The organism is Stenotrophomonas sp. NA06056, assembly GCF_013364355.1.
In the GTDB taxonomy this organism is placed as follows: domain Bacteria; phylum Pseudomonadota; class Gammaproteobacteria; order Xanthomonadales; family Xanthomonadaceae; genus Stenotrophomonas.
Map to the genome: position 1 here is coordinate 3,537,706 of NZ_CP054931.1, position 22,859 is coordinate 3,560,564.

The window sequence follows — 22,859 nt, forward strand, 5'->3', positions numbered from 1 at the left end:
TCCATGCGGCTCACGCCCCCAGCCAACCCACCCTCCCGGCCACGGACGGTTTCCTGCGCACCGCGGGAAGATCAAAAGAAAAAAATCAAAATCAAAAGCAAAAGCCGATTCTTCAGACATTCCTGATGCCTGCCATCCACGCATGGCGTGGATCTACCGTGTCGACCAAGGTCGACACCCACCAACAGCGGCGGGAGACTGTCGAAGGCGGGGTGGGTCCGGTTGAGGGGGTGTGAGCGGCATGGATGCCGCGACCAAGCCCCCATGGACGGGTTCACGGCGTCCCCCTCAACCGGACCCACCCCGCCAACCCACGGAATGCGGGCTTTTGCCGTTGACGTTGATTCGGCGGGTGCAGGGCTGCAAGCCCTGCCAGAATCCAACACCCCTCAGCAAGCCTCAGCAGCCGGCACGCGCGCACGGCCCAGCCACGCCAGCAGCAGCGCCGATGCCGCCAGCAGGCCACCGGCCACCGGAATCGCCGCGTAGCCCAGCCCCAGGCTGATCACCGCACCACCCAGCGCCGCGCCCAGTGCATTGCCGAGGTTGAACGCACCGACGTTGATCGACGACGCCAGACCCGGCGCCTCGCTCGCAGCCTGCATCACCCGGATCTGCAGCGGCGGCACGATGGCGAAGGTCGCCGCGCCGAACAGCAACACGCCAAGCGCTGCGGTCGCGTGGCTCATGAAGGCCAGCGGCAGCACGAACATCAACAGGGCCAGAACCGCCAGCAGGATGCGGGTCGAACCGTCCAGCGACCAGTCGGCCATGCGTCCGCCGATGCCGTTGCCAACGGTGAAACCAATACCGATCAGTGCCAGCGACAATGCAATGAAGGCATTCGACGCGCCGGTCAGCTCGGTCAGTACCGGCGCCACGTAGGTGTAGAGGGTGAACATCGCGCCAGCGCCCAGCACCGTGGTCGCCATCGCCAGCAGTACCTGCGGTTGCAGGATCGCTTTCAGTTCACGTCGAACGTCCGGGCGCGCACCCGCGGCCGACGGCGGCAGTGCCATCGCCAATGCGGTGATCGCCACCACGCCGAGCACGGCAGTGCCGGCAAAGGCCAGGCGCCAACCGAGTTGTTGGCCGACCCAGGTCGCCAACGGCACGCCACCGATGTTGGCGATGGTCAGGCCCATGAACATCGTCGCCACCGCCGCGGCTTGCTTCTCCTTCGGTACCAGGCCGGCGGCAACCACTGCGCCGATGCCGAAGAACGCGCCGTGATTGAGACTGGTCACCAGCCGCGACAGCAACAGCAGACCGTAGTTCGGTGCCAGCGCCGACAGCACATTGCCGACCACGAAGATCGACATCAGCAGCATCAGCGCGGTGCGCTTGCCGAAGCGTCCCATCAGCAGGGTCATCACCGGCGCGCCCAGCATCACGCCCACCGCATAGGCGGTGATCAGCATGCCGGCGGTGGGGATGCTGACCCCCACTCCGTTGGCGATGACCGGCAGCAGGCCCATCGGCGTGAACTCGGTGGTGCCAATGGCGAAGGCGCCGACGGCGAGTGCCAGCAATGCGGCTCTGGAATTCATGGGGGTTGCCTGCGTGGGGCAGGCCCTGTGGAAAATGAGCGCGTAGCCTGCGCGCTTTGCCGGCCGGGAGTAAGCCTCGCCGCGGGAAAACAGTGTTGATCCCGATTCACAAGTGCCGCCATCCGGGTAGCACCGCGCCACGCCCGGCGAGCGCAGCGGCGCCCGGAAAGCAGAACCCCCGGCGCGGGCCGGGGGTTCGGGGGAGTGCTTACCAGTCGCCGGCGCCCGGCACGTGGTGTTCGCGTGCGCGGCGGCGCATCAGCAGGTTCAGCCACTCCACCAGCACCGAGAAGCCCATCGCGGCGTAGATGTAGGGCTTGGGCACGTGCACGTCCAGGCCGTCCAGGATCAGCACCGCGCCGATCAGCAGGATGAAGGCCAGGGCCAGCATCTTCACGGTCGGGTTGGCATCGATGAAACGGCCCAGCGGGTTGGCCGCCAGCAGCATGACCGCCACCGACAGCAGGATCGCAGCCACCATCACCGGCACGTGGTCGGCAATGCCGACGGCGGTGATCACCGAGTCCAGCGAGAACACGATGTCGATGATCGCGATCTGTGCGATCACGTAGCCGAACACGGCCGAGGTCTTGGTGGTGCTCGGGTCCTCATCTTCGCCACCGGTGATCATTTCCTTGATCTCCATCCAGCCCTTGATGATCAGGAACAGGCCACCGACGATCAGCACCAGGTCGCGGATGGAGATACCCATGCCGGCCACGGTGAACAGGTTCGCCTGCATGTGCGCCAGGTACGCCAGCGACACCAGCAGGCCGATACGGGTGATGCAGGCCACGGCGATGCCGAGGCGGCGCGCGAACGGGCGGCGGTTCTCGGGCAGCTTGCTGACGGCGATGGAGATGAACACCAGGTTGTCGATACCGAGCACGATTTCCAGCGCACTGAGGGTGAACAGGGTCAACCAGACGTTCGGATCGGCGAGAAACTCAAGGGACATGGGAAGTCTTCAACAAGGGGGGAGGAAGAAGGATCAGCCGACGCTGGCCGGGAACAACCGCGGCACCAGCACCAGGCCCCAGCACAGCAGCACGTTCATCATCAACACGAACACTGCCGCCGAGCCCATGTCCTTGGCGCGGCCGGCCAGTTCGTGGATTTCCGCGCCATAGCGCTCGATCACCGCCTCGATGGCCGAGTTGGCCAGCTCCATCGCCAGCACCAGCAGCATCGAGCCGATCATCAGCGCGCGCTCCACCGGTGTCTGGCCCAGCCAGATCGCCAGCGGCGTCAGCATCACCAGCAGGTAGACCTCCAGCCGGAACGACGACTCATGCAGCCAGGCGGCTCGCAGGCCCTGCCAGGACCAACGGGCGGCCTGGAAGATGCGGCGCGGGCCGCGAGGCATGTGGCCGAACTGATCAGCCACGGGTGAAGGATCCAGCAACAGGGGCGCGGCGCAGCGACCGCTCAGACGCACGGCAGGGAGTCATGGGTGCACAGGGATAGGCAGACAGCCCCCATTTTGCCACAAGGGCGACAGTGGCACCCCGGACGACCCGCCACGCGGCCCCGCGAATGGCCCGGCGCGGCCAAGCGTGGGGCCGGACCAGCTTCTATGATGAATGCCCCCTGCCCTGCCGGAGTGCCTGATGACCCGTCCCCGTACCTGCCTGATCCTGCTTGGCCTGCTGGCCGCGCCGCTGGCCCAGGCCCTGAGCCCACCCGCTCCGCCGCAGGTACCCGCGCAGGTCTCTAACGTGGCCTGGGCCGCCGACATGGCGGCCTTCGCCAGCGCCGACCGGACCAATCCGCCGCCGCGCGGCGGCATCGAATTCATCGGCAGCTCGTCCTTCCGCATGTGGGACACCCTGGCCGACGACTTCTCCGGGCAACCGGTGTTCAACCGCGGCTTCGGTGGCTCGGAAGTACGCGACAGCACCTGGTATGCCGGCCAGGCCATCGTGCCGTACGCGCCATGCAAGGTGTTCTTCTATGCCGGCGACAACGACCTGAACAGCGGCCGCAGCGCGACCCAGGTACGCGACGACGTGGTGGCCTTCGTGCAGCGCGTGCATCGCGACCTGCCGAAGACGAAGGTGGAGTACGTTTCCATCAAGCCCAGCCCGTCGCGCGCGCACCTGCTGCCGGCGATCAACGACGCCAACGCGAAGATCAAGGCCGCGCTGGCGAAGCTGCCCAACACCGGCTACACCGACATCTACACCCCGATGCTGGGGGCCGATGGGCAGCCCGATGCCGCGTTGTTCCGCGAGGACATGCTGCACATGACCCCGGCCGGCTATGCGATCTGGACCAAGGCGCTGGCGCCGAAGGTCAACTGCAACTGAGTGATGCTGTGGTTGCCGGCCAGCGGCCGGCACTACCGGAGACGCTTCATCCACGCATGGCGTGGATCTACGTGTCGACCAAGGTCGACACCTACCAACAGCAGCGGGAACCTGTCGAAGGCGGGGCGCTGTGGGTTTGCGGGGTGTGAGCCGCATGGATGCGGCGACCAAGCCCCCATGGACGGGTTCACGGCGGCCCCGCACACCCACAGCGCCCCGCGCTCCCACGGAATGCCCGCTGTTGCTGTTGCTTGAACGCCTCTGCGGGTGCCGGGCGCAGCCCGGCCCTCAGCGGAAAATCACCGTCGCTTCGGTGCCCTTGCCCAGCTCGCTGGCCAGGCTGACCTTCCAACCGAAGCGGTCACACAGGCGGCGCACGATCGACAGACCCAGGCCCGTACCCTGCGGGCGGCTGGGATCGGCACGATAGAACGGCTCGAACGCACGCGACAGCGCGTCGGCGGACATGCCGATGCCGGTATCGCTCACCACCACCCGGTCATTGTGCACGTGCACGTCGATGCGACCTTCGTCGGTATAGCTGCAGGCATTGCGCACCAGGTTGCTGACCACCACCTGCAATACCCGCGGCGGTGCGTGCAGCTGCACGGTCGCGTCACTGTGCAGGTGCACCGCCAGCGGTCGGCCCACCAGCAGCTCATTGGCGTTGTCCACTTCGTAGCGGACGATGTCGTTGACGTCGAACAGTTCCACCTGCGGCTCGACGTCGGCCTCGCGGGCCAGGATCAGGAACGCATCGATCACCGCTTCCATGTCCCGCCCTGCACGCTGGATGCGCTGCAGGCTGCGGCGCAGGCGCGGCTCCAGGCTTTCATCGCCCAATGCCATGTCGCTGGCCACGCGGATGACGGTCAGCGGCGTGCGCAGTTCATGGCTGGCATCACGGGTGAAATTGCGCTCGCGTGCCACGTGCGCGGTGACCCGGTTGGCCAGCGAATGCAGCGCCGCCGCCAGTTGCCGGGTCTCGCCCTGCATGTCCGCAGGCAGCTTGTCCGGCTCCAGATCGGCCGCTTCCGGATGCCCAGGATCCCAGCGCGAGACACGGCGCGCCAGCCAGTTCACCGGTGACACCAGGCGTTTGGAAGCACGGTAGGTGATCCAGGAGGCGCCATACACCGCCAGCAGGGTCAGCAGCACCGGCACGATGCCGAACCAGAACGCCAGCATCTCCGCGCGCGAGCGCAGGAACACCAGGTACAGGCGTCCCTCTTCGCGGGCGTCGACCAGCACCAGCTGATCGTCGTCGGGCAGCTCGTGGAAACCCGGTTCCAGCGTACGCAGGTTGGCGGGCAGTGACAGGCTGGACTGCCCGCGTTCCAGCAGGTAGCCACGGATGTTCTGGGTATTGGGCGGCGGCTGCACGGGCGACGCCTCGTGCAATGTCCAGTAGTACGCCGCCTCTTCGCGCAGGGCTGCACCGACCAGGCTGTGCTTGATCACCAGCGAAACCAGCCAGGCACCCAGCAGAATACCCAGGCTGGCCAGCACGGCTTGCAGGATGAAGGCGATACGGATCTTGCGCGGCAGGCCGTGCGGCATTGCGGTGTCCCGGTCAGAGCGCTGCGATTATAGGCAGCGCACTGTGCCGTGATCGTGCATGGATGATGACGACCGGGTCTCCGGACCGTTCACCTCTTCCCTGCCGACCACGGCCGTGCCGGTTCTGCTGCAACACCGGCACGACGTGGGTCAGGCCATCGGCTGGGCGATATCGGCGATGCGATAGCCCGCACTCTGCACGGTGTGCAGCAGCGGCCGGTCGAACGGCTTGTCGATGATCTTGCGCAGGTTGTACAGGTGGCTGCGCAACGTGTCCGAATCAGGCAGGCCGTTGCCCCAGATTTCGCGCTCGATTTCCTGGCGGGTGACCACACGCGGCGATTCGCGCATCAGGATGGTCAACAGGCGCAGGCCGATCGGCGACAGCTGCAGTTCGGTGCCGGCACGCGTGGCACGCATGCTGACCGGATCGAGCACCAGGTCGGCGACCTTGAGCACTTCCGAACCGACCTGGCGACGCTCGCGGCGGATCAGCGCGCGCAGGCGGGCTTCCAGTTCCTGGATCGCGAACGGCTTGGTCAGGTAATCATCGGCACCAAAACCGAGGCCGGTAAGCTTGTCATCCAGCGTGTCGCGCGCGGTCAGCATCAGCACCGGGGTCGACTTGCGCGCATCGTTGCGCAGCCGGCGGCACACTTCGATGCCATCCAGTCGCGGCAGCATCAGGTCCAGCACGACCACGTCGTAGCTGTTCTCGGCAGCCAGACGGTAGCCGTCCAGGCCATCCTGCGCATAGTCCACCTCGAAGCCACGGCCTTCCAGGTATTCACCGATCATCTCGGAGATGTTGCGGTTGTCTTCGACCACCAGCACCAAGCCGGAAGTCTCCTTCGTCTGACGCATGAGAATCCCTTTTTCTTCAGCTTTGTGAAACATGCCCGATCGACGGTGCACGCGATGTGAAGCTGCGTCAATGAAAAGAAGATGATGTGCTCACAGCAGCGGTTTCAACAGCGGCCATACGTTGTCCAGCACTTTCGGCTGCGCCTGCGCGGTGGGATGCAGGCCGTCAGCCTGCATCAACCCCGGCTGCAGGGCCACGCCTTCCAGCAGGAACGGCAGCAACGGCACCTTGTACTGCGTGGCCAGTGCACGGTACGCCGCCGCCAGGCGCTGGCGGTAGCCCGGCCCATAGTTGGGCGGCACGTCGATGCCCAACAGCAGCACCTTGGCCCCGGCCTTCTGGCTGGCCTGCACCATTTTTTCCAGGTTGCCCTGCACCTGCGCCGGGGTCAGCCCGCGCAGCGCATCGTTGCCACCGAGGGCGATCACCACCACCGTGGGCTTCTCGCGGCCGAGCAGGCCCGGCAGGCGGGTCAGCGCGCCAGCGGTGGTTTCCCCGCTCATGCTGGCGTTGACGATGCGCGGTGGGGTTTTCGACTGCTGCCTGACCCGCTGCTGCAGCAGGCTGACCCAGCCTGCATCGGCCGGGATATTGTGGGCGGCACTGAGGCTGTCACCGAGCACCAGCACGGTACCGGTGGCCGGACCTTTGGCACACGCCAGTGCCGGCAACAGCAGCAACCCTAGCAACAGCATCATCATTGCGCCGGCTTGCCGGCTCCATCCCGTCTTGCGCATTGGAGTCTCCTCATCGACAGCCTGTCCCCCCGCAGCGCGCCCGTCGCCATCGCCGTCGACCAGGTCGGCAAATCCGTGCATGGCCCGGAGGGTGAAGTCCACATACTGGACAACATCACCCTGACCGTCCATGAAGGCACCAGCGTGGCGATTGTCGGGGCCTCCGGTTCCGGCAAGACCACCCTGCTCGGCCTGCTGGCCGGGCTGGACCTGCCCAGCCGCGGCCGCATCGCGCTGGCGGGCCAGGAACTGACCGCATTGGACGAAGAAGCGCGTGCACAGCTGCGCGCACGCGAAGTCGGCTTTGTCTTCCAGAGCTTCCATCTGCTGCCGGCGCTGACGGCCGCCGAGAACATCGCGCTGCCGCTGGAACTGGCCGGGCGCGAGGACCGCAGGCGGGTGGATGAGGTGCTGGCTGCGGTCGGGCTCTCGCACCGCGCGCGCCACTATCCACGGCAGTTGTCCGGCGGCGAACAGCAGCGTGTCGCCCTCGCCCGTGCCTTCGTCACCCGCCCGCGCATCCTGTTCGCCGACGAGCCCACCGGCTCGCTGGACCAGGCCACCGGCCAGCACATCAGCGATCTGCTGTTTGAACTCAATGCCGGCAGCGGGACCACGCTGGTGCTGGTCACCCACGATCTGCGCCTGGCGCAGCGCTGCCAGTACATCCATCGCATCGACAACGGCCGCCTGCAGCCGGTGGAACACGGAGTGGACGCATGAACCTGCTGCGGCATGCGTGGCGCGCACTGCGCCGCGAAGCCCTGGCCGGTGACCTGCTGACCGTCTTCGCCGCCCTGGTACTGGGCGTGGCGGTGATGACAGCGGTGGGCACGCTGGTCAACCGGGTCAACCTGGCATTGACCAGCAGCGCCGCGGAAATGCTCGGCGGCGACCTCGGCGTGGCCGGGCGCGACGACCCGCCTGCTGCGTTCGCCGACGAAGCGCAGCGACGCGGCCTGGCGCACACGCGGCTGGCCAGCTTCGGCAGCGTGCTGTTCCAGGGCGATGCCAGCCAGATGGCCAGCATCAAGGCCGTGGAAGCAGGCTACCCGCTACGCGGTGCGTTGCGCGTGCGCGCCACGCCCGGCGGCGCACTGATCGCCGACGCCGGGATGCCCGCAAAGGGCCAGGCCTATGCCGATCCACGCCTGCTGCAGGCGCTCGGCCTGAAGGCCGGCGATGATCTGGAATTCGGCGCGGGCACGCTGCGCATCGCCGGCATCATCGAATCGGAACCGGATGCCGGTGGCGACCTGCTGACGCTGTCGCCGACCCTGCTGGTCAACCGCGCCGATGTGGAAGGTACCGGCCTGCTCGGCCCTGGCAGCCGCATCAACTACCGATTGATGTTCACCGGCCCAGCCACCGATATCGCGGCCTTCCGGCAATGGCTGCTGCCGCAGGTGAAAGGCATGCGCCTGCTCAGCGTGAACGATACCCAGCGCGGGGTACGCCAAGCCTTCGACCTGGCCGGTCGCTTCCTCGGCCTGAGCGCACTGCTGGCGGTGCTGCTGGCCGGCGTGGCCACCGCACTGGCGGCCAACCGGTTCGCCCTGCGTCGCATCGACCAGGTGGCGATCCTGCGCTGCCTGGGCGCACGCCAACGCGACGTCCTGTTCGGCCTGGCACTGCAGCTGTTGATGCTGGCGGTACCGGCCTGCGCGATCGGCATCGGCCTGGGCATGGCCGCGCAGGAAGGGTTGGTGCAGGTGCTGGGCAGCTTGGTGCCGCAACGCCTGCCGCTGCCCGAAGCGATGCCCGCGCTGACCGGCGCGGGGATCGGCCTGTTGCTGCTGTTCGGCTTCGGGCTGCCGCCGCTGCTGCGCCTGCGTGGGGTGCCGCCGATGCGCGTGCTCAACCGCTCGTTCGCGGCCTTGCCGCCGGCCTCGCTGCTGGCCTATGTGGCCGCACTCGCGGCCAGTCTGGTGCTTGCTGTGCAGGTCACCGGCGACTTGAAGCTGGCCTTGTGGGTGCTGGGTGGCCTGGCCGGGCTGGCGGTCGCCGCAGGCGTGGTCGGGTTCCTGCTGCTGCAGTTGTTGCGTGGCCTGCAGCATCGTCTGCACGGCAACTGGCGGTTGGGACTGGCCGCGCTGACCCGGCGGCGGATGCTGGCAGTGATGCAACTTGTGGGGTTGTCACTGTCGCTGTGCGCCCTGCTGTTGCTGGCGGTGATCGGCCCCGGCCTGTTGCAGCAATGGCGCGAGCGCCTGCCCGCGGACACGCCGAACTACTTCCTGATCAACATCCAGCCCGAGCAGCGCGACAGCGTGCTGGCCGCTCTGCACGGCCTGGGTGCGGACGACGCCAGCATCGAACCGATGGCCACCGGCCGCCTGATCGCGATCAACGGCAAGCCGCCGCTGCGGGTGGACCGCACCCCGGCCGAAGGCAATCAGGCGCAGGGCGAAGGCCAGCGCGACGACGATGACGAGAACCGGCCGCTGAACTTCAGCTGGCGCAGCACGTTCCCGCCGGCCAATACACTGGTCAACGGCACGTTCTGGACGCCGGACAGCACCGCGCCGGAAGCCTCGGTGGAGATCGGCTGGGCCAAGCGCTACGGCGTGCATCCGGGCGACCGCATCACCATTGCGGTGGGTGAGCAGGAGCGCGAGTTCGCCGTGACCAGTGTGCGCAAAGCGGACTGGAACACCTTCCGGCCGAACTTCTTCGTGCTGTTGAACCCGAACGCGGTGGGCGATACGCCGCACAACCTGCTGTCGGCGTTCCACCTGCCGGCGGGACAGGCGGCGGGTCTCGGGGCCCTGGTGCGCGCGCAGCCGAACCTGTCGCTGCTGGACGTGGATGCGGTGATCTCGCAGGTGCGCGATGTAATGGAACGGGTGGCGCAGGCGGTGCAGCTGGTGATGGTGTTCAGCCTGCTGGCTGGCGTGCTGGTACTGCTGGCGGCGCTGCAGGCGACGGCTGGCGAGCGCCGCTATGACAGCGCAGTGCTGCGTACGCTGGGTGCAACGCGGCGGCAGCTGCGTGGCGCGGTGCTGGTCGAGTTCGGTGCGCTGGGCGCCCTCGCGGCGCTGCTGGCGGTGGGCGCGGCAGCAGTGATCGGCGTGGCGGTGTCGCAGAAGGTGTTCGAGCTGCCGCTGCTGCCGCCTTGGCCGGGCCTGCTGCTGGGTGGCCTGCTCGGCATCGGCCTGAGCCTGCTGGCCGGCTGGTGGGGCACCCGGCGGATCCTGCACACGCCACCGGCATTGGCACTGCGCGAGGCCTGATGCCGTTGTGAAAGCCCGGAGGGCGCGCGGTTGTATGCTGCGCGCCCCATTCCCACGAGATCGCCCGGATGCCCGGCACGTCGTTCGCCGCCTACCTGTACCCGGTGTTGCTGCTGCTCGGCAGCAACATCTTCATGACCTTCGCCTGGTATGGGCACCTGAAGTACAAGAGCGCGCCGTTGATGATGGTCATCATGGTCAGCTGGGGCATCGCGTTCTTCGAGTACTGCCTGCAGGTGCCGGGCAACCGGCTGGGCAGCGCGGTGTATTCGGCGCCGCAGCTGAAGGGCATGCAGGAAGTGATCACGCTGCTGGTGTTTGCGGTGTTTTCCGCGTTCTACCTGGGCCAGCCGCTGAAGTGGAACCACTATGCGGCGTTCGGGCTGATCGTGGCGGCGGCGTTTTTGATGTTCAAGGAATGAAAGCATCCACGCATGGCCTGGATCTACTGCGGATTGCCCCGGTAGATCCACGCCGTGCGTGGATACGGTGCCGGGCAGCCCGGCACCCTACCGCACCGATCAACCTTCCTTCGGCGCCTTTTCCACGTACTTGGCGAAGACCTCGTCGATCTGCTTGTCCTTCACCTTCTTCCCGGCCTGGATCTCTTCGGCCTGGGTGAACAACGGGATGATCATCGCCATGCCGTCGAGCTTGGTCTTCAGGTGCACGCCCGGGGCCTGGGTCAGGAAGCCGTCCCAACGCTGGCGCACCTTGCTCCAGTAACCGGCAGTGGCCTTCCAGTAATCGCGCGCCGGGGTGAAGTCGACCTCAGTGGTCTTGATGTAGTCGTTGAAGCCGAATTCGCGGGCGATTTCGACCTGGCTGCCATCGACGTTGCGCTGCACCTTGGTGTTGAACTGCTCGTGGGTCCAGCCGTTCGGCGTCAGGGTGTGGCGGTTGACCACGGCCAGCGCGTTGTAGTCGCTGCGCTTGGTGTACTCGCGGCGTGGCAGCGGGCGCCAGCTGATGTCGCTGGTCCAGGTCGGAACGTTGTTGCCGTAGGTCCACGTGCCGGTGCCGCAATAGCGCGGTGCGTCGCTGACTTCGTACACGCACTGGGTCCAGGCGCCCTGGTTGGTCGCAGCGGCAATCGTGCGTACCTGCCACGTCTGGTCGGCGCTGAACTCGAAGCGGTTCGGCGCTTCGTACACCCAGTCCTGGCGCCAGTGCTTGGTCACATGGCCGCTCTTGCTGTCCACCAGCAGGTGCTGCAGCACGATGCGCTTCGGGCTGTCCTCGACCACGATAACCACTTCGTTGCCGCCGCTGCGCATGGCCGGTGCGCGCTCGTAGCCCGGCTTCAGCAGCACGGTCTCATCGAAGGCGAAATCCACCGTGTACTCGCCCTGCATCGCCAGGATGCTGTCGTGGTCACGGGCGATGTCGGAGGGCTGTGCGTTGGCGGCGCCACTGGCGGCGAGCAGCACCATCACGCTGGCTGTCTGGAACTTCATCGGGTCTTCCTTCGGGGTTGCAGGTTTCGTGGAAAGGCCATCCTGGCCAGCAGGCGATCCATCGGAATCAGGTCACAGGCGGACCAGCGGCAGATCGCCGGGAGCACGCGCGGCGGGACGGCGTGCGGCGTCGGCGCAGCAGCAGTCATCGATCGCCAGCTCACCTTCGGCGCCTTCCATGCGCGCGATACGGCGTGCGGTGGCGGCACCCAGCGAGGACAGCGTGGACAGGCTGGCTGCGAGAGTGCGGCCCTCGTCGGCGGCATGCAGGCGCAGCGTGCACAGGCGCCAGCGTTGGCCGCCCAGGTGCCCGGCCAAACGCCGCCACAGGCGCTCGCCGACGCTGCCATCGGCATCGTGCGAAGGTCCCGGCGGCAGCGTCGCCACCAGCCGGTCCCAGGCCAGGAAATCGCTGTCCGGCAACAGGTACAGCCGCCACACGCAACGGCCACGTGCATCGAGGAAACACAGGCTTTCGCGCAGGCCTTCGCTGTCCACGCCCTGGCAGGCATGCACCGATACCGCCTGGCGCCAGCCGCCCAGTTCATTGCCATCGGCGTGGTACAGGCACAACACGGTGCCGAGCGCTGCCAGCTGTGCCGGCGCGGGCCACGCCCGCAGCGACGAACGCGACAGGGAGGACGGCAGGCGACGCGCGGACAGGGCTCGGCTCATGGGATCACCAGGACACGGCAAGGCTGGCCGACAGGGTGCGGCCGGGGCTGGTATAGCGGTCCAGAACGGTGCTGGTGGCCGACAGGGTCGAGCCGACGTTGGACCAGTCGATGTAACGCTTGTCACCCAGGTTGAAGACACCAACGTTGAAGGTTGCGCCCGGAGCGAAGTTCCAGTGCGCCATCAGGTCGGCTACGCCGTAGCCGGCCGGGCGATAGGCGGTGGTGCTGGCCAGCCGGTCCTTGCGCTTGACGAAGGTGCCGGCCAGTTCGACGCCCCAGGTATCGGTGTCGTACATCAGGCCGACGGTACCGCGCATCGGATCAACCGAATCCAGCGGCACATCGGCGGTCTTGTTGTCGCCGCGCGACCACGCCACCGCACTGCGCAGCGCCCAGCCCTGCAGCGCCGGACTGATCTGACCGAAGTCGACGCCGGCCTTCAGTTCGGCGCCGTAGATGCGCGCGTCGGCGATGTTGCGCGACTGGAACACCATCAAGCCCTGCGCGTTGGTACCCACCAGCGTCTGCGACTCGATGAAGTCCTTGTAGTCGTTGTAGTAGCCACTCAGGCTCACGTACGCCGCCGGGGTCAGGAAGCGCATGCCCAGCTCGACACCGTCGCTGGTTTCCGGCTTCAGGTCCGGATTGGGAATGGCGGTGTAACCGAAGGCGAAGTTGGTGAAGCCGAGGTTGACGTCGTTGTACGGCGGCGAGCGGAACCCACGCGAATAGCCCGCGAACAGCGACAGCTCGTCGGTGAAGCGATAGACCAGGCCGAACTTCGGCGACACGCTGGTCTTCTTCAGTTCGGACACGGCCACGCCCGGATTGTCCTCGGCGAAGATGCTGTCCACGTCCGGCTTCAGTTCGTAGCGGTCCACGCGCACGCCGGGCACCAGCGACAGCTTGCCGTCGGCCAGGCGCATTTCATCCTGCGCGTACAGGCCCAGCTCGGTGGTCCTGCTGATCGGGAAATCGCGCACGGGGAACGCGTCGGGCAGGATCGTGGTGCTGACCACGCCGCGGTTGCTGACCTGGTAGCCATCACGCTTCTGGCGGATCTCGGTGCGGGCGCCATCGAAGCCATAGGTCAGCGCGTGTTCGACGCTGCCGGTGGTGAAGGCCTTGTTGAACACCGCCTGCAGACCATACACGCGCTGGTCGAAACTGAACTCGCGATGGCGGGTGCTGCCATTGGCGCGCGCCTCATTGGTGCGCTGCCGGGTTTCGCTGTCCTGCGTGTAGACCTGCCAGTGCAGGCTGTCGGCGAAGCCCTTGTCCAGCGCATCCATCTCGTGGGCAAAGGACACGCGGGTGCGGTTCTGCGTGTCGCGCGCCTTCATGCCGGTGGTGGTGGTGCGGTCGATCGCGGACAACACTTCGGTATCGGTGTTGTCTTCGTTGCCTTCCACGGTCAGGCGGAAGCGCTGGTCTTCGCTGGGTGCATAGACCAGCTTGGCCAGGCCGCTGCGACCATCACGGTCCTGCGGGTTGGCCGCCGTACGCGTGTTGTCGTTGCTGCGCACGTTGCCCTTGTTGTCGGTTTCCTGGCCCTGGCGGTGGTTGATGTTGACCATGCCGCTCCAGTGCTCGCCACCGAAGGCGCTGGTCACGCCGCCGAGCAGGCCCTTCCACTCGCCGTCGTAGCCGAACTTCAGGCCGACGTAGCTGTCCTTGCCATCCTTCAGGTAATCCGCAGGGTCCTTGGTGACGAAGGCAACCACGCCGCCGAGTGCGTCCGAACCATACAGCGAGCTGGCCGGGCCGCGCACGATCTCCACGCGCTTGAGCGTGTCCAGGTCGGTGAAGTTGCGGTTGGCGTTGGAAAACGAGCCGATGTTGAAACTGGTCGGCATGGCGATGCCATCGGTCTGGATGCGCACGCGGTTGCCGTCCAGGCCGCGGATGCGGATGCTGCCCAGGCCGAAGCGCGTAGCGCTGCGGCTGACCGACAGGCCCGGCTCGTAGCGGACCAGATCCTTGATGTCCTGCACCAGCTGCCGGTCCATCTGCTCGCGGTCGATCACATCGACGGTGGCGGCGACATCGCTGACCGCACGTTCGGTACGGGTGGCGGTGACCTGCACGCGATCAAACTCGCGCGCGTCGGGCGCGGCATCGGCAGCAGCATGGGCGGACAGCGGCAGGGCCATCCACAAGGCAATGGAAAGGGCAGTCGGGCGGGTCATCGGCATCGTTCGGTCAGGCAGGGGAACCCCCGGCCACCGCCACGCCCAGCAGGCATGAACGGTAGACCGAGGGGGAGAGAGCAGGAGCGGACGGGTCGCCCACCCTGCCGGCGCTGCCGACAGGAGGGAGGGAGGCAGGCGACCAGACCGCGTTACTTGGTCAGGATCAGCTTGTCGTTGCTGGTATGACGCAGACGGTAGAAGCGGTCACCGTGCTGGATCAGGATTTCACGACGGCCCTTGAGCAGAGCTTCGCTGTCGATGACCTCTTCCGGCGGAACGACACGAACCGGGCGGTCGCGGAGGGTCAGCGTTTCGGGGCGCAGCAGTACAGGTTGAGCATTCATGAGCATCTGGACTCGTGCGAGGGACGAGTTAAATGATAATGATTCTCAGTTGACAATCAACAATCATTCTCAACTTAGTTGATGGAATTAATGATCGAAATTGAAAATTCGATAGCTTTCATCTATCGACTACGCCGTTGCGGGGAACAGAAGGGCCGCCCAAGCGTGGGCTCGGCCCTACAACCTGTCCTCGGTCCTCAGGCGAATACGGCGTCCACCTGCGCCCAACCAACGTCGTCCACCTGTGCCAGCACGTCCAGCGCCTGCAGGTTCTGCAGCAGCTGGCTGACCCGGCTGGCGCCGAGGATCACACTGGAGACGTTGGGATTGCGCAGGCACCAGGCGATGGCCAGGCTGGCCGGGGCGTGTCCCAGCTCGCGGGCCACTGCACTGAAGCGGCGTACCTGGGCCAGGCGCGCATCGGCGTTGTCGCCCAGCACCAGGTCCTGCAGCCAGCCCATGCCTTCGCGGCCCAGCCGCGCATCGGCCGGGACGCCGTCGTCGTACTTGCCGCTCAGCAGGCCGGAGGCCAGTGGCGAGAAGATGGTGGTGCCGAGCCCGGCGGTGGCATACAGCGGCGCGTACTCCACTTCCACCCGCTGCCGGTGCAACAGGTTGTATTGCGGCTGCTCCATCGACGGCGCCTGCAGGTTGTGGCGCGCGGCGATGTCCACCGCTTCCTGGATCTGGTTGGCCGACCATTCCGAGGTGCCCCAGTACAGCACCTTGCCCTGCCGGACCAGGGTATCCATGGCATGCACCGTCTCAGCGATCGGGGCGTCCGGATCCGGGCGATGGCAGTAATAAAGGTCCAGGTAGTCCACCCGCAGGCGCTTGAGCGCGGCGTGGCAGGCGTCGGTCACATGCTTGCGCGACAGCCCGCGCTGGGTCGGCCGCGGGTCCTTGGCACTGCCGAAGAACACCTTGCTGGAGACGCAGAAACCATCGCGCGGCAGCCGCAGGTCGGCGATCACATCGCCCATCACCTGCTCGGCGCGGCCGTTGGCATAGCCCTCGGCGTTGTCGAAGAAGTTGATGCCATGGTCCCAGGCCGCCGCCACCAGGTTGCGCGCCTCATCGCGCGGCACCTGGTCGCCGAAGGTCACCCAGGCGCCGAAGGACAGGGCGGAAATCGGCAGGCCGGTGGAGCCAAGGCGACGGTAGAGCATGCGATTCTCCTGCTGCGGGCCCGCATACGGGCCGGGATCAAGCCACCATTCTACCTGTCCGGGCAGGCGCAACCCCTTGCTGTTGCTGGCCTGATCGGAGCCGATGGCCGCGCGCAGACGGCTTTTCCTTGCTCCGGCCCCGGCCCTGCACTAGGCTTCCCGTTTTTCGCGACGCCCCAGGGGAGTCACTCAGATGGTCGAAGGTTTGGGCAGGATCGGCTTCGGCCTGTTCGGTTTGGCGGTGCTGATCGGCATCACCTGGCTGTTTTCCAACAACAAGCGTGCGGTGGACTGGAAGCTGGTCGCCACCGGCATCACCCTGCAGATCGCATTTGCGGCACTGGTGATCCTGGTACCGGGCGGGCGCGACGTGTTCGATGCGCTGGGCCAGGGCTTCGTGAAGGTGCTGAGCTTCGTCAACGAGGGCTCAAGCTTCATCTTCGGCTCGTTGATGGACACCAAGAACTACGGCTTCATCTTCGCCTTCCAGGTGCTGCCGACGATCATCTTCTTCTCGGCGCTGATGGGGGTCATGTACCACCTCAATGTCATGCAGGCGATCGTGCGGGTGATGGCCTGGTCGATCACCAAGGTGATGCGCGTGTCCGGTGCGGAAACCACCAGCGTCTGCGCCAGCGTGTTCATCGGCCAGACCGAGGCACCGCTGACGGTGCGTCCGTACATCGCCAAGATGACCCAGTCCGAGCTGCTGACGATGATGATCGGCGGCATGGCGCACATCGCCGGCGGCGTGCTGGCGGCCTACGTGGGCATGCTCGGCGGCGGCGACCCGGTGCAGCAGGCGTTCTACGCCAAGCACCTGCTGGCAGCCAGCATCATGGCCGCGCCAGCCACCCTGGTCGTGGCCAAGCTGCTGATTCCGGAAACCGGCACCCCGCTCACCCGCGGCACGGTGAAGATGGAAGTGGAGAAGACCTCCAGCAACATCATCGACGCGGCCGCCGCCGGCGCCGGTGACGGCCTGAAGCTGGCGCTGAACATCGGCGCGATGCTGCTGGCCTTCATCGCCCTGATCGCGCTGCTCAATGCGCCGCTGACCTGGTTCGGCGAAGTCACCGGCCTGGCGGCGGCGATCGGCAAGCCGACCGACCTGTCGACCATCTTCGGCTACGTGCTGGCCCCGATCGCCTGGGTGATCGGCACCCCGTGGGCCGACGCCACCACCGTGGGTTCGCTGATCGGCCAGAAGGTCGTGATCAACGAGTTCGTCGCCTACACCGAACTGTCGCGTATCGTGAACGGCCAGGTGCCGGGCATGAGCCTGTCCGACGAAGGTCGCCTGATTGCCACCTACGCGCTGTGCGGCTTCGCCAATTTCAGCTCGATCGCGATCCAGATTGGCGGCATTGGCGGGTTGGCACCGGAACGACGCCATGACCTGGCCAAGTTCGGCCTGCGCGCGGTGCTGGGCGGTACCATCGCCACCTTCATGACGGCTACCATCGCCGGCGTGCTGACGCATTTCAGCTGAACCCTTGTTTGAGAAAAGATTCCCTATGAGCAGCAGTGTCGTTGTCGTCGGTTCCTTCAATGTCGATCACGTGTGGCGGTGCGAGTCGCTGCCGGCGCCGGGTGCGACCATTGCCGGCCGCTACAGCACCGGCCCGGGTGGCAAGGGCTTCAACCAGGCCGTGGCCGCCTGCCGTGCCGGCGCTGACACCAGCTTCCTGTGTGCGCTGGGTGACGACGCCGGTGGTGCCACCGCCCGTGACCTGGCCGCGCAGGATGGTTTCGCGCTGATCGCCGAAGCCAGCAGCGAACCGACCGGCACCGCCGGCATCTACGTTGATGCCCGTGGCCGCAACACCATCGTCATCGGTCCGGGTGCCAACGCGGCGCTGGGCACCGACTTCGTGCAGCAACAGCAGGCCCTGCTGACCGGTGCCAAGGTGGTGCTGGCGCAGCTGGAATCGCCGGTGCAGACCATCGAAGCGGCACTGGCCGTGGCCCGCGAGGCCGGTGTCACCACCGTGCTCAACACCGCCCCGGCCGATGCGCCCTCGACCATCGGCCTGCTCAAGCTGGCCGACGTGATCACCCCGAACGAGACCGAGTTCGCTTCCCTGCTCGGCCGTCATGTCGGTGAACGCGTTGATGCCAATGACGTCGCCGCGCTGGACGGTGCCAGCCTGCATGCGCTGTGCCGCAAGCTGGTCGGCAACGGCACCGTGGTGGTCACGCTGGGTTCGGTGGGCGTGTTCGTGTCGCACGCCGACGAACACCTGCGTGGCGACACCCAGCCGTACTACCGCGTGGGTGCCGAGCAGGTGCAGGCGATCGACACCACCGGTGCCGGTGATGCCTTCAACGGTGCGCTGGCTGCATCGCTGGCGCAGGTGGCCGATGCCCCGTTCGCCCGCCACGTGCGCTTCGCCAACCAGTTCGCCGGTCGCTCCACCGAGAAGGAAGGCGCCGCCGCCGCGATGCCGCGCTTCACCCCGGCCGATGCGGAAGTGAAATAACGCTCATCCCCGCGGGGATGATGATCGGGCCCGGGCATGCAGATGCCCGGGCCTTTTCACGTTCATGGGCAAGGCTCCATCCACGCATGGCGTGGATCTACCAGGACGCGGGGCGCGAAGGCCCCATCCGCGCGGGTCGGGCGCGCAGTAGATCCACGCCATGCGTGGATGGGGCCTTACCGGTACACCCAGCCGATCACCATCGCCTGCCCTTGGGGGCGACGGAAGCAACCGTCAAGCATCTGCTGATGCCCGTCCGGCATGAGGTCGGTCCGGATGGGCCTGAACCGGCAGTCCGCCAACCCGGCCGGGGCGCCGCCCGCGCCCTACAATGGGCGCATGCAGATCGGCCCGTACTCCATTGCCCCCAACGTCGTGCTGGCGCCCATGGCCGGTGTCACCGACAAGCCCTTCCGCCTGCTGTGCAAACGGCTGGGCGCAGGCCTGGCCGCCTCGGAAATGACGATCAGCGACCCGCGCTTCTGGAACACGCGCAAGTCGATCCATCGCATGGACCATGACGGCGAGCCGGCACCGATCAGCGTGCAGATCGCAGGCACCGAGCCGCAGCAGCTGGCCGAGGCCGCGCGCTACAACGTCGACCATGGCGCGCAGATCATCGACATCAACATGGGCTGCCCGGCCAAGAAGGTGTGCAACGCCTGGGCCGGCTCGGCGCTGATGCGCGATGAACAGCTGGTGGCGCGCATCCTTGAAGCGGTGGTCAACGCGGTGGACGTGCCGGTCACCCTGAAGATCCGCACCGGCTGGGACTGCGACCATCGCAATGGTCCGGTGATCGCCCGCATCGCCGAGGCCAGCGGCATCGCCGCACTGGCCGTGCATGGCCGCACCCGCGACCAGCACTACACCGGCCAGGCCGAGTACGCCACGATCGGCGAGATCAAGGCCGCACTGCGCATTCCGGTAATCGCCAACGGCGATATCGATTCACCGCAGAAGGCTGCGTTCGTACTGAAGCAGACCGGCGTGGACGCGGTAATGATCGGCCGCTCCGCACAGGGCCGGCCGTGGATCTTCCGCGAGGTGGCGCATTACCTGGCCACCGGCCAGGAACTGCCGCCGCCGTCACTGGCCGAAGTGCGCGACATCCTGCTCGGCCATCTGCACGCGCTGCATGATTTCTACGGCGAACCGCAGGGCGTGCGCATCGCGCGCAAGCACCTGGGCTGGTACGCCAAGGACCGGCCGGAGAATGCCGCGTTCCGCGCGGTGGTCAACCGTGCTGAAGATCCGGCCAGCCAGATCGCGCTGACCACCGATTATTTCGACCGCCTGATCGCTGGGGAACCGGCGATGTCTTCTGCTGCCTGAGCCCGCAATCATGACCCCGCCGATTTCTTCCCCGACCTACCTGCACGGGTTCTCCGGCACCGAGCAGCAGCGCCTGATGACCCAGGCGCGCCTGCTGGAATCGAGCATCTTCGGCCAGATCGATTACAGCGGCGCAAAGCGCCTGCTGGAAGTCGGCAGCGGCGTGGGTGCACAGACCGAGATCCTGCTGCGCCGCTTCCCCGAGCTGCACGTGACGGGTGTGGACCTGAGCGAGACCCAGCTGGAAACGGCGCGGGAGAATCTGGCGCGCACGCCGTGGTGCAGCGACCGTTACACGCTGCAGCAGGCCGATGCCGGCGAACTGCCGTTCGAGGCGCGCACCTTCGATGCGGCCTTCCTGTGCTGGGTGCTGGAACACGTGCCCTCGCCCGCGCGCGTGCTGAGTGAAGTGCGCCGCGTGCTGGCCCCGGGCTCGCCGGTCTACATCACCGAGGTGATGAATGCTTCGTTCCTGCTTGATCCGTATTCGCCGCACATCTGGCGCTACTGGATGGCCTTCAATGATTTCCAGTACGACCACGGCGGTGATCCGTTCGTCGGCGCCAAGCTCGGCAACCTGCTGCTGGCCGGCGGCTTCCGCGACGTGCACACCGAGATCAAGACCATCCACCTGGACAACCGTGAACCGGCGCGTCGCAAGACGATGATCGCGTTCTGGGAACAGCTGCTGCTTTCGGCGGCCGATCAGCTGCTGCAGGCCGGCACGGTGGACGAAGAAACCGTTGAAGGCATGCGCCGCGAGTTCCGGCTGGTGCAGAACGATCCGAACGCGGTGTTCTTCTATTCGTTCGTGCAGGGCCGCGCGACGGTGTATTGAGCGGCCGAGGTATATGCCACTCACGTGACCGGCGTGCCCGGATGCAGTAGAGCCACGCCATGCGTGGCTGCCGCCGCCGGTGCACACCCCATCCACGCATGGCGTGGATCTACTGTCCGGGTGCGTGCCAGATGCGCTGTATTGAGCGGCCGAGGTATACGCCACTCACGTGACCGGCGTGACCGGATGCAGTAGAGCCACGCCATGCGTGACTGCCGCCGATGCCCCACATCCACGCATGGCGTGGATCTACTGTTCGGGTGCGTGCCAGATACGCTGTATTGAGCGGCCGAGGTATGCGCCACTCACGTGACCGGCGTGCCCGGGTGCAGTAGAGCCACGCCATGCGTGGCTGCCCCACATCCACGCATGGCGTGGATCTACTCGGGTGGCGGCCGAGGTATGCGCCACTCACGTGACCGGCGTGCCCGGATGCAGTAGAGCCACGCCATGCGTGGCTGCCGCCGCCGATGCACACCCCATCCACGCATGGCGTGGATCTACTGTCCGGGTGCGTGCCAGATGCGCTGTATTGAGCGGTCGAGGTATACGCCACTCACGTGATCGGCGTGCCCGGATGCAGTAGAGCCACGCCATGCGTGGCTGCCGCCGATACCCCACATCCACGCATGGCGTGGATCTACTGTCCGGGTGCGTGCCAGATACGCTGTATTGAGCGGCCGAGGTATACGCCACTCACGTGACCGGCGTGCCCGGATGCAGTAGAGCCACGCCATGCGTGGCTGCCGCCGCCGGTGCACACCCCATCCACGCATGGCGTGGATCTACTGTTCGGGTGCGTGCCAGATACGCTGTATTGAGCGGCCGAGGTATACGCCACTCACGTGACCGGCGTGCCCGGATGCAGTAGAGCCACGCCATGCGTGGCTGCCCCACATCCACGCATGGCGTGGATCTACTCGGGTGCGCGCCAGATACGCTGTATTGAGCGGCCGAGGTATGCGCCACTCACGTGACCGGCGCGCCCGGATGCAGTAGAGCCACGCCATGCGTGGCTGCCCCACATCCACGCATGGCGTGGATCTACTCGGGTGCGCGCCAGATACGCTGCCACATCGCCGACAACCGGCGACCGGCATCGGCACGCGCGGCCGGGCTGCTGTAGTCCACCCGCAGCTGCTCGGGCACGATCGCACGCCACTGGCCGTCAACCTGCTCTGCCACCGCGAAGTTGAAGGTGTAGTCCGGCTCCAGGCCCATGCGCAAGTCGCTCAGCACCAGCTTGCCGTCCACCACCTGCGCGCGCATGAAGCCACGGTTGAACCACTGCAGGCGCTGCACTGCAGGAATTCCCGCGGCTTCGCGCAATGCCTGCACGTTGGACGGATGCCCCTCGAAACGCATCGGCGCATGGTCGGCCACCAGCGAGCGGTCACCCACCACGTAGCCGTTGGGGGTCATCGCGACGACTCGCCACAGCAGGGTATTGAACGGCATCGGCACCGAGAACCGCGGCGCGTCGCCCAGGCCCATCGCCGCCAGGCTCTGCTGCGCGGCACGATCAACCTGTCCCTTGGCGATCAGCCCCCAGCCCAGGTACGCACTGCTGAGCAGCAAAGCAACGCCGAGCACCTTGCCCGCCCACGGCCGCGCGCGACCAAACCAGGCCAGCACGCAGCCCAGCAGCAACCACACCGTGTAGGCGGGATCGATGATGAAGACACTCGAGCCCATCGCCGGATGCGGCTGCAACGGCCACCACAGCTGCGTGCCATAGACGGTGAATGCATCCAGCACCGGATGGGTGACCAGCGCCAGCTGGATCGCCCAGAACCAGCGCACCGGAGATTGCGCCACCCGGCCCTTGCCGAAGCGCTTGAACAGCCACCAGATCAGCGCGGCCACCCACGGCAGCACCAGCAGCGAATGGCTGAAACTGCGGTGGTCGGTCATGTTCGCCACCGGATCGGCGGCGGCAAAGCCGAGCCACAGGGCATCCAGGTCCGGCAGGGTGCCGAGCGCGGCACCGGCCAGCAGAGCGGCACGTCGGTGTCCGGGCGGGGCGATGGCGGCAGCGACGGCGCCGCCGAGAACGATCTGGGTCAATGAGTCCATCGGCCGATGCTAGCGGGTTGCGCGGCGTATGTAG

Annotated in this window: 20 protein-coding genes; 8 read left to right on the forward strand and 12 right to left on the reverse strand. The window is 66.7% G+C overall.

Features of this window, described 5'->3' with window-relative positions; translation table 11 throughout:
* Positions 1-389: 389 nt before the first annotated feature.
* From HUT07_RS16055 to HUT07_RS16065, 3 genes are all read right to left on the reverse strand, one after another.
* A complete protein-coding gene (locus HUT07_RS16055) occupies positions 390-1,550 on the reverse strand; it encodes an MFS transporter (RefSeq protein ID WP_176021739.1) in 1,161 nt (386 codons plus the stop codon).
* A 208-nt stretch (positions 1,551-1,758) separates the two neighbouring features.
* Entirely contained in the window at positions 1,759-2,508 is a 750-nt protein-coding gene (locus tag HUT07_RS16060) for a TerC family protein (RefSeq protein WP_100434065.1), read from the reverse strand.
* 33 nt (positions 2,509-2,541) lie between these two features.
* Positions 2,542-2,937 (reverse strand): diacylglycerol kinase, encoded by a 396-nt coding sequence (locus HUT07_RS16065; RefSeq protein WP_176021740.1) that lies wholly within the window; start codon positions 2,935-2,937, stop codon positions 2,542-2,544.
* A gap of 223 nt (positions 2,938-3,160) precedes the next feature.
* Between HUT07_RS16065 and HUT07_RS16070 the strand changes: the two genes are divergently transcribed.
* Positions 3,161-3,859, forward strand: coding sequence for an SGNH/GDSL hydrolase family protein (locus HUT07_RS16070; protein WP_176021741.1), 699 nt, complete (start codon positions 3,161-3,163; stop codon positions 3,857-3,859).
* Positions 3,860-4,147: 288 nt separating this feature from the next.
* On the opposite strand, the gene HUT07_RS16075 is transcribed toward HUT07_RS16070, so the two are convergent.
* The 3 genes from HUT07_RS16075 to HUT07_RS16085 all read right to left on the reverse strand — a co-directional run bounded on the left by HUT07_RS16075 (position 4,148) and on the right by HUT07_RS16085 (position 7,021).
* On the reverse strand, positions 4,148-5,419 hold the full coding sequence (locus HUT07_RS16075) for a HAMP domain-containing sensor histidine kinase (protein ID WP_176021742.1): 1,272 nt from the start codon (positions 5,417-5,419) through the stop codon (positions 4,148-4,150).
* 150 nt (positions 5,420-5,569) lie between these two features.
* The gene (locus HUT07_RS16080) at positions 5,570-6,283 is read right to left on the reverse strand and encodes a response regulator transcription factor (protein ID WP_002811889.1); all 714 of its coding nucleotides are present in this window, start codon (positions 6,281-6,283) and stop codon (positions 5,570-5,572) included.
* Positions 6,284-6,373: 90 nt separating this feature from the next.
* On the reverse strand, positions 6,374-7,021 hold the full coding sequence (locus tag HUT07_RS16085) for an arylesterase (protein ID WP_176021743.1): 648 nt from the start codon (positions 7,019-7,021) through the stop codon (positions 6,374-6,376).
* 75 nt (positions 7,022-7,096) lie between these two features.
* Between HUT07_RS16085 and HUT07_RS16090 the strand changes: the two genes are divergently transcribed.
* The 3 genes from HUT07_RS16090 to HUT07_RS16100 all read left to right on the forward strand — a co-directional run bounded on the left by HUT07_RS16090 (position 7,097) and on the right by HUT07_RS16100 (position 10,676).
* Positions 7,097-7,744, forward strand: coding sequence for an ATP-binding cassette domain-containing protein (locus HUT07_RS16090; protein WP_176022568.1), 648 nt, complete (start codon positions 7,097-7,099; stop codon positions 7,742-7,744).
* Complete coding sequence (locus HUT07_RS16095) at positions 7,741-10,254, forward strand: FtsX-like permease family protein (protein ID WP_176021744.1); 2,514 nt, start codon at positions 7,741-7,743, stop codon at positions 10,252-10,254. The genes HUT07_RS16090 and HUT07_RS16095 overlap by 4 nt, the downstream gene beginning before the upstream one ends.
* Before the next feature lie 68 nt (positions 10,255-10,322).
* Positions 10,323-10,676 (forward strand): DMT family protein, encoded by a 354-nt coding sequence (locus HUT07_RS16100; RefSeq protein WP_138953239.1) that lies wholly within the window; start codon positions 10,323-10,325, stop codon positions 10,674-10,676.
* 99 nt (positions 10,677-10,775) lie between these two features.
* Here HUT07_RS16100 and HUT07_RS16105 read toward each other — a convergent pair whose 3' ends face one another.
* The 5 genes from HUT07_RS16105 to HUT07_RS16125 form a co-directional block, all read right to left on the reverse strand.
* Positions 10,776-11,711, reverse strand: a complete 936-nt coding sequence (locus HUT07_RS16105) for a DUF6607 family protein (protein WP_176021745.1) — start codon at positions 11,709-11,711, stop codon at positions 10,776-10,778.
* Positions 11,712-11,783: 72 nt separating this feature from the next.
* Positions 11,784-12,386: a Hemin transport protein gene (locus HUT07_RS16110; protein ID WP_176021746.1), complete on the reverse strand. Its 603-nt coding sequence runs from the start codon at positions 12,384-12,386 to the stop codon at positions 11,784-11,786.
* Between the two features lie 4 nt (positions 12,387-12,390).
* Positions 12,391-14,577 (reverse strand): TonB-dependent hemoglobin/transferrin/lactoferrin family receptor, encoded by a 2,187-nt coding sequence (locus HUT07_RS16115; protein WP_176021747.1) that lies wholly within the window; start codon positions 14,575-14,577, stop codon positions 12,391-12,393.
* Between the two features lie 152 nt (positions 14,578-14,729).
* Entirely contained in the window at positions 14,730-14,924 is a 195-nt protein-coding gene (locus HUT07_RS16120) for a hemin uptake protein HemP (RefSeq protein WP_005412278.1), read from the reverse strand.
* 197 nt (positions 14,925-15,121) lie between these two features.
* Positions 15,122-16,093, reverse strand: a complete 972-nt coding sequence (locus HUT07_RS16125; RefSeq protein ID WP_176021748.1) for an aldo/keto reductase — start codon at positions 16,091-16,093, stop codon at positions 15,122-15,124.
* A gap of 193 nt (positions 16,094-16,286) precedes the next feature.
* Here HUT07_RS16125 and HUT07_RS16130 point away from each other — a divergent pair, with 193 nt between their 5' ends.
* The 4 genes from HUT07_RS16130 (at position 16,287) to HUT07_RS16145 (ending at position 20,749) form a co-directional block, all read left to right on the forward strand.
* Positions 16,287-17,585 carry a nucleoside transporter C-terminal domain-containing protein gene (locus HUT07_RS16130; protein WP_176021749.1) on the forward strand — a complete coding sequence of 433 codons (1,299 nt, stop codon included), beginning with the start codon at positions 16,287-16,289 and terminating at the stop codon, positions 17,583-17,585.
* Positions 17,586-17,610: 25 nt separating this feature from the next.
* Positions 17,611-18,576, forward strand: a complete 966-nt coding sequence (locus tag HUT07_RS16135; protein ID WP_176021750.1) for a ribokinase — start codon at positions 17,611-17,613, stop codon at positions 18,574-18,576.
* A gap of 339 nt (positions 18,577-18,915) precedes the next feature.
* Positions 18,916-19,911 carry a tRNA dihydrouridine synthase DusB gene (dusB, locus tag HUT07_RS16140; RefSeq protein WP_176021751.1) on the forward strand — a complete coding sequence of 332 codons (996 nt, stop codon included), beginning with the start codon at positions 18,916-18,918 and terminating at the stop codon, positions 19,909-19,911.
* Between the two features lie 10 nt (positions 19,912-19,921).
* A complete protein-coding gene (locus HUT07_RS16145; RefSeq protein ID WP_089238831.1) occupies positions 19,922-20,749 on the forward strand; it encodes a class I SAM-dependent methyltransferase in 828 nt (275 codons plus the stop codon).
* Between the two features lie 1,044 nt (positions 20,750-21,793).
* On the opposite strand, the gene HUT07_RS16150 is transcribed toward HUT07_RS16145, so the two are convergent.
* Entirely contained in the window at positions 21,794-22,825 is a 1,032-nt protein-coding gene (locus HUT07_RS16150; protein ID WP_176021752.1) for a metal-dependent hydrolase, read from the reverse strand.
* Positions 22,826-22,859: the final 34 nt, after the last annotated feature.

Excerpts from the sequence above, each read along its gene's own strand:
- HUT07_RS16055 (WP_176021739.1), bottom strand. The coding sequence starts at position 1,550 with ATGAATTCCAGAGCCGCATTGCTGGCACTCGCCGTCGGCGCCTTCGCC.
- HUT07_RS16060 (WP_100434065.1), bottom strand. The coding sequence starts at position 2,508 with ATGTCCCTTGAGTTTCTCGCCGATCCGAACGTCTGGTTGACCCTGTTC.
- HUT07_RS16070 (WP_176021741.1), top strand. The coding sequence starts at position 3,161 with ATGACCCGTCCCCGTACCTGCCTGATCCTGCTTGGCCTGCTGGCCGCG.
- HUT07_RS16075 (WP_176021742.1), bottom strand. The coding sequence starts at position 5,419 with ATGCCGCACGGCCTGCCGCGCAAGATCCGTATCGCCTTCATCCTGCAA.
- HUT07_RS16080 (WP_002811889.1), bottom strand. The coding sequence starts at position 6,283 with ATGCGTCAGACGAAGGAGACTTCCGGCTTGGTGCTGGTGGTCGAAGAC.
- HUT07_RS16085 (WP_176021743.1), bottom strand. The coding sequence starts at position 7,021 with ATGCGCAAGACGGGATGGAGCCGGCAAGCCGGCGCAATGATGATGCTG.
- HUT07_RS16095 (WP_176021744.1), top strand. The coding sequence starts at position 7,741 with ATGAACCTGCTGCGGCATGCGTGGCGCGCACTGCGCCGCGAAGCCCTG.
- HUT07_RS16100 (WP_138953239.1), top strand. The coding sequence starts at position 10,323 with ATGCCCGGCACGTCGTTCGCCGCCTACCTGTACCCGGTGTTGCTGCTG.
- HUT07_RS16105 (WP_176021745.1), bottom strand. The coding sequence starts at position 11,711 with ATGAAGTTCCAGACAGCCAGCGTGATGGTGCTGCTCGCCGCCAGTGGC.
- HUT07_RS16110 (WP_176021746.1), bottom strand. The coding sequence starts at position 12,386 with ATGAGCCGAGCCCTGTCCGCGCGTCGCCTGCCGTCCTCCCTGTCGCGT.
- HUT07_RS16115 (WP_176021747.1), bottom strand. The coding sequence starts at position 14,577 with ATGACCCGCCCGACTGCCCTTTCCATTGCCTTGTGGATGGCCCTGCCG.
- HUT07_RS16120 (WP_005412278.1), bottom strand. The coding sequence starts at position 14,924 with ATGAATGCTCAACCTGTACTGCTGCGCCCCGAAACGCTGACCCTCCGC.
- HUT07_RS16125 (WP_176021748.1), bottom strand. The coding sequence starts at position 16,093 with ATGCTCTACCGTCGCCTTGGCTCCACCGGCCTGCCGATTTCCGCCCTG.
- HUT07_RS16130 (WP_176021749.1), top strand. The coding sequence starts at position 16,287 with ATGGTCGAAGGTTTGGGCAGGATCGGCTTCGGCCTGTTCGGTTTGGCG.
- HUT07_RS16135 (WP_176021750.1), top strand. The coding sequence starts at position 17,611 with ATGAGCAGCAGTGTCGTTGTCGTCGGTTCCTTCAATGTCGATCACGTG.
- dusB (WP_176021751.1), top strand. The coding sequence starts at position 18,916 with ATGCAGATCGGCCCGTACTCCATTGCCCCCAACGTCGTGCTGGCGCCC.
- HUT07_RS16145 (WP_089238831.1), top strand. The coding sequence starts at position 19,922 with ATGACCCCGCCGATTTCTTCCCCGACCTACCTGCACGGGTTCTCCGGC.
- HUT07_RS16150 (WP_176021752.1), bottom strand. The coding sequence starts at position 22,825 with ATGGACTCATTGACCCAGATCGTTCTCGGCGGCGCCGTCGCTGCCGCC.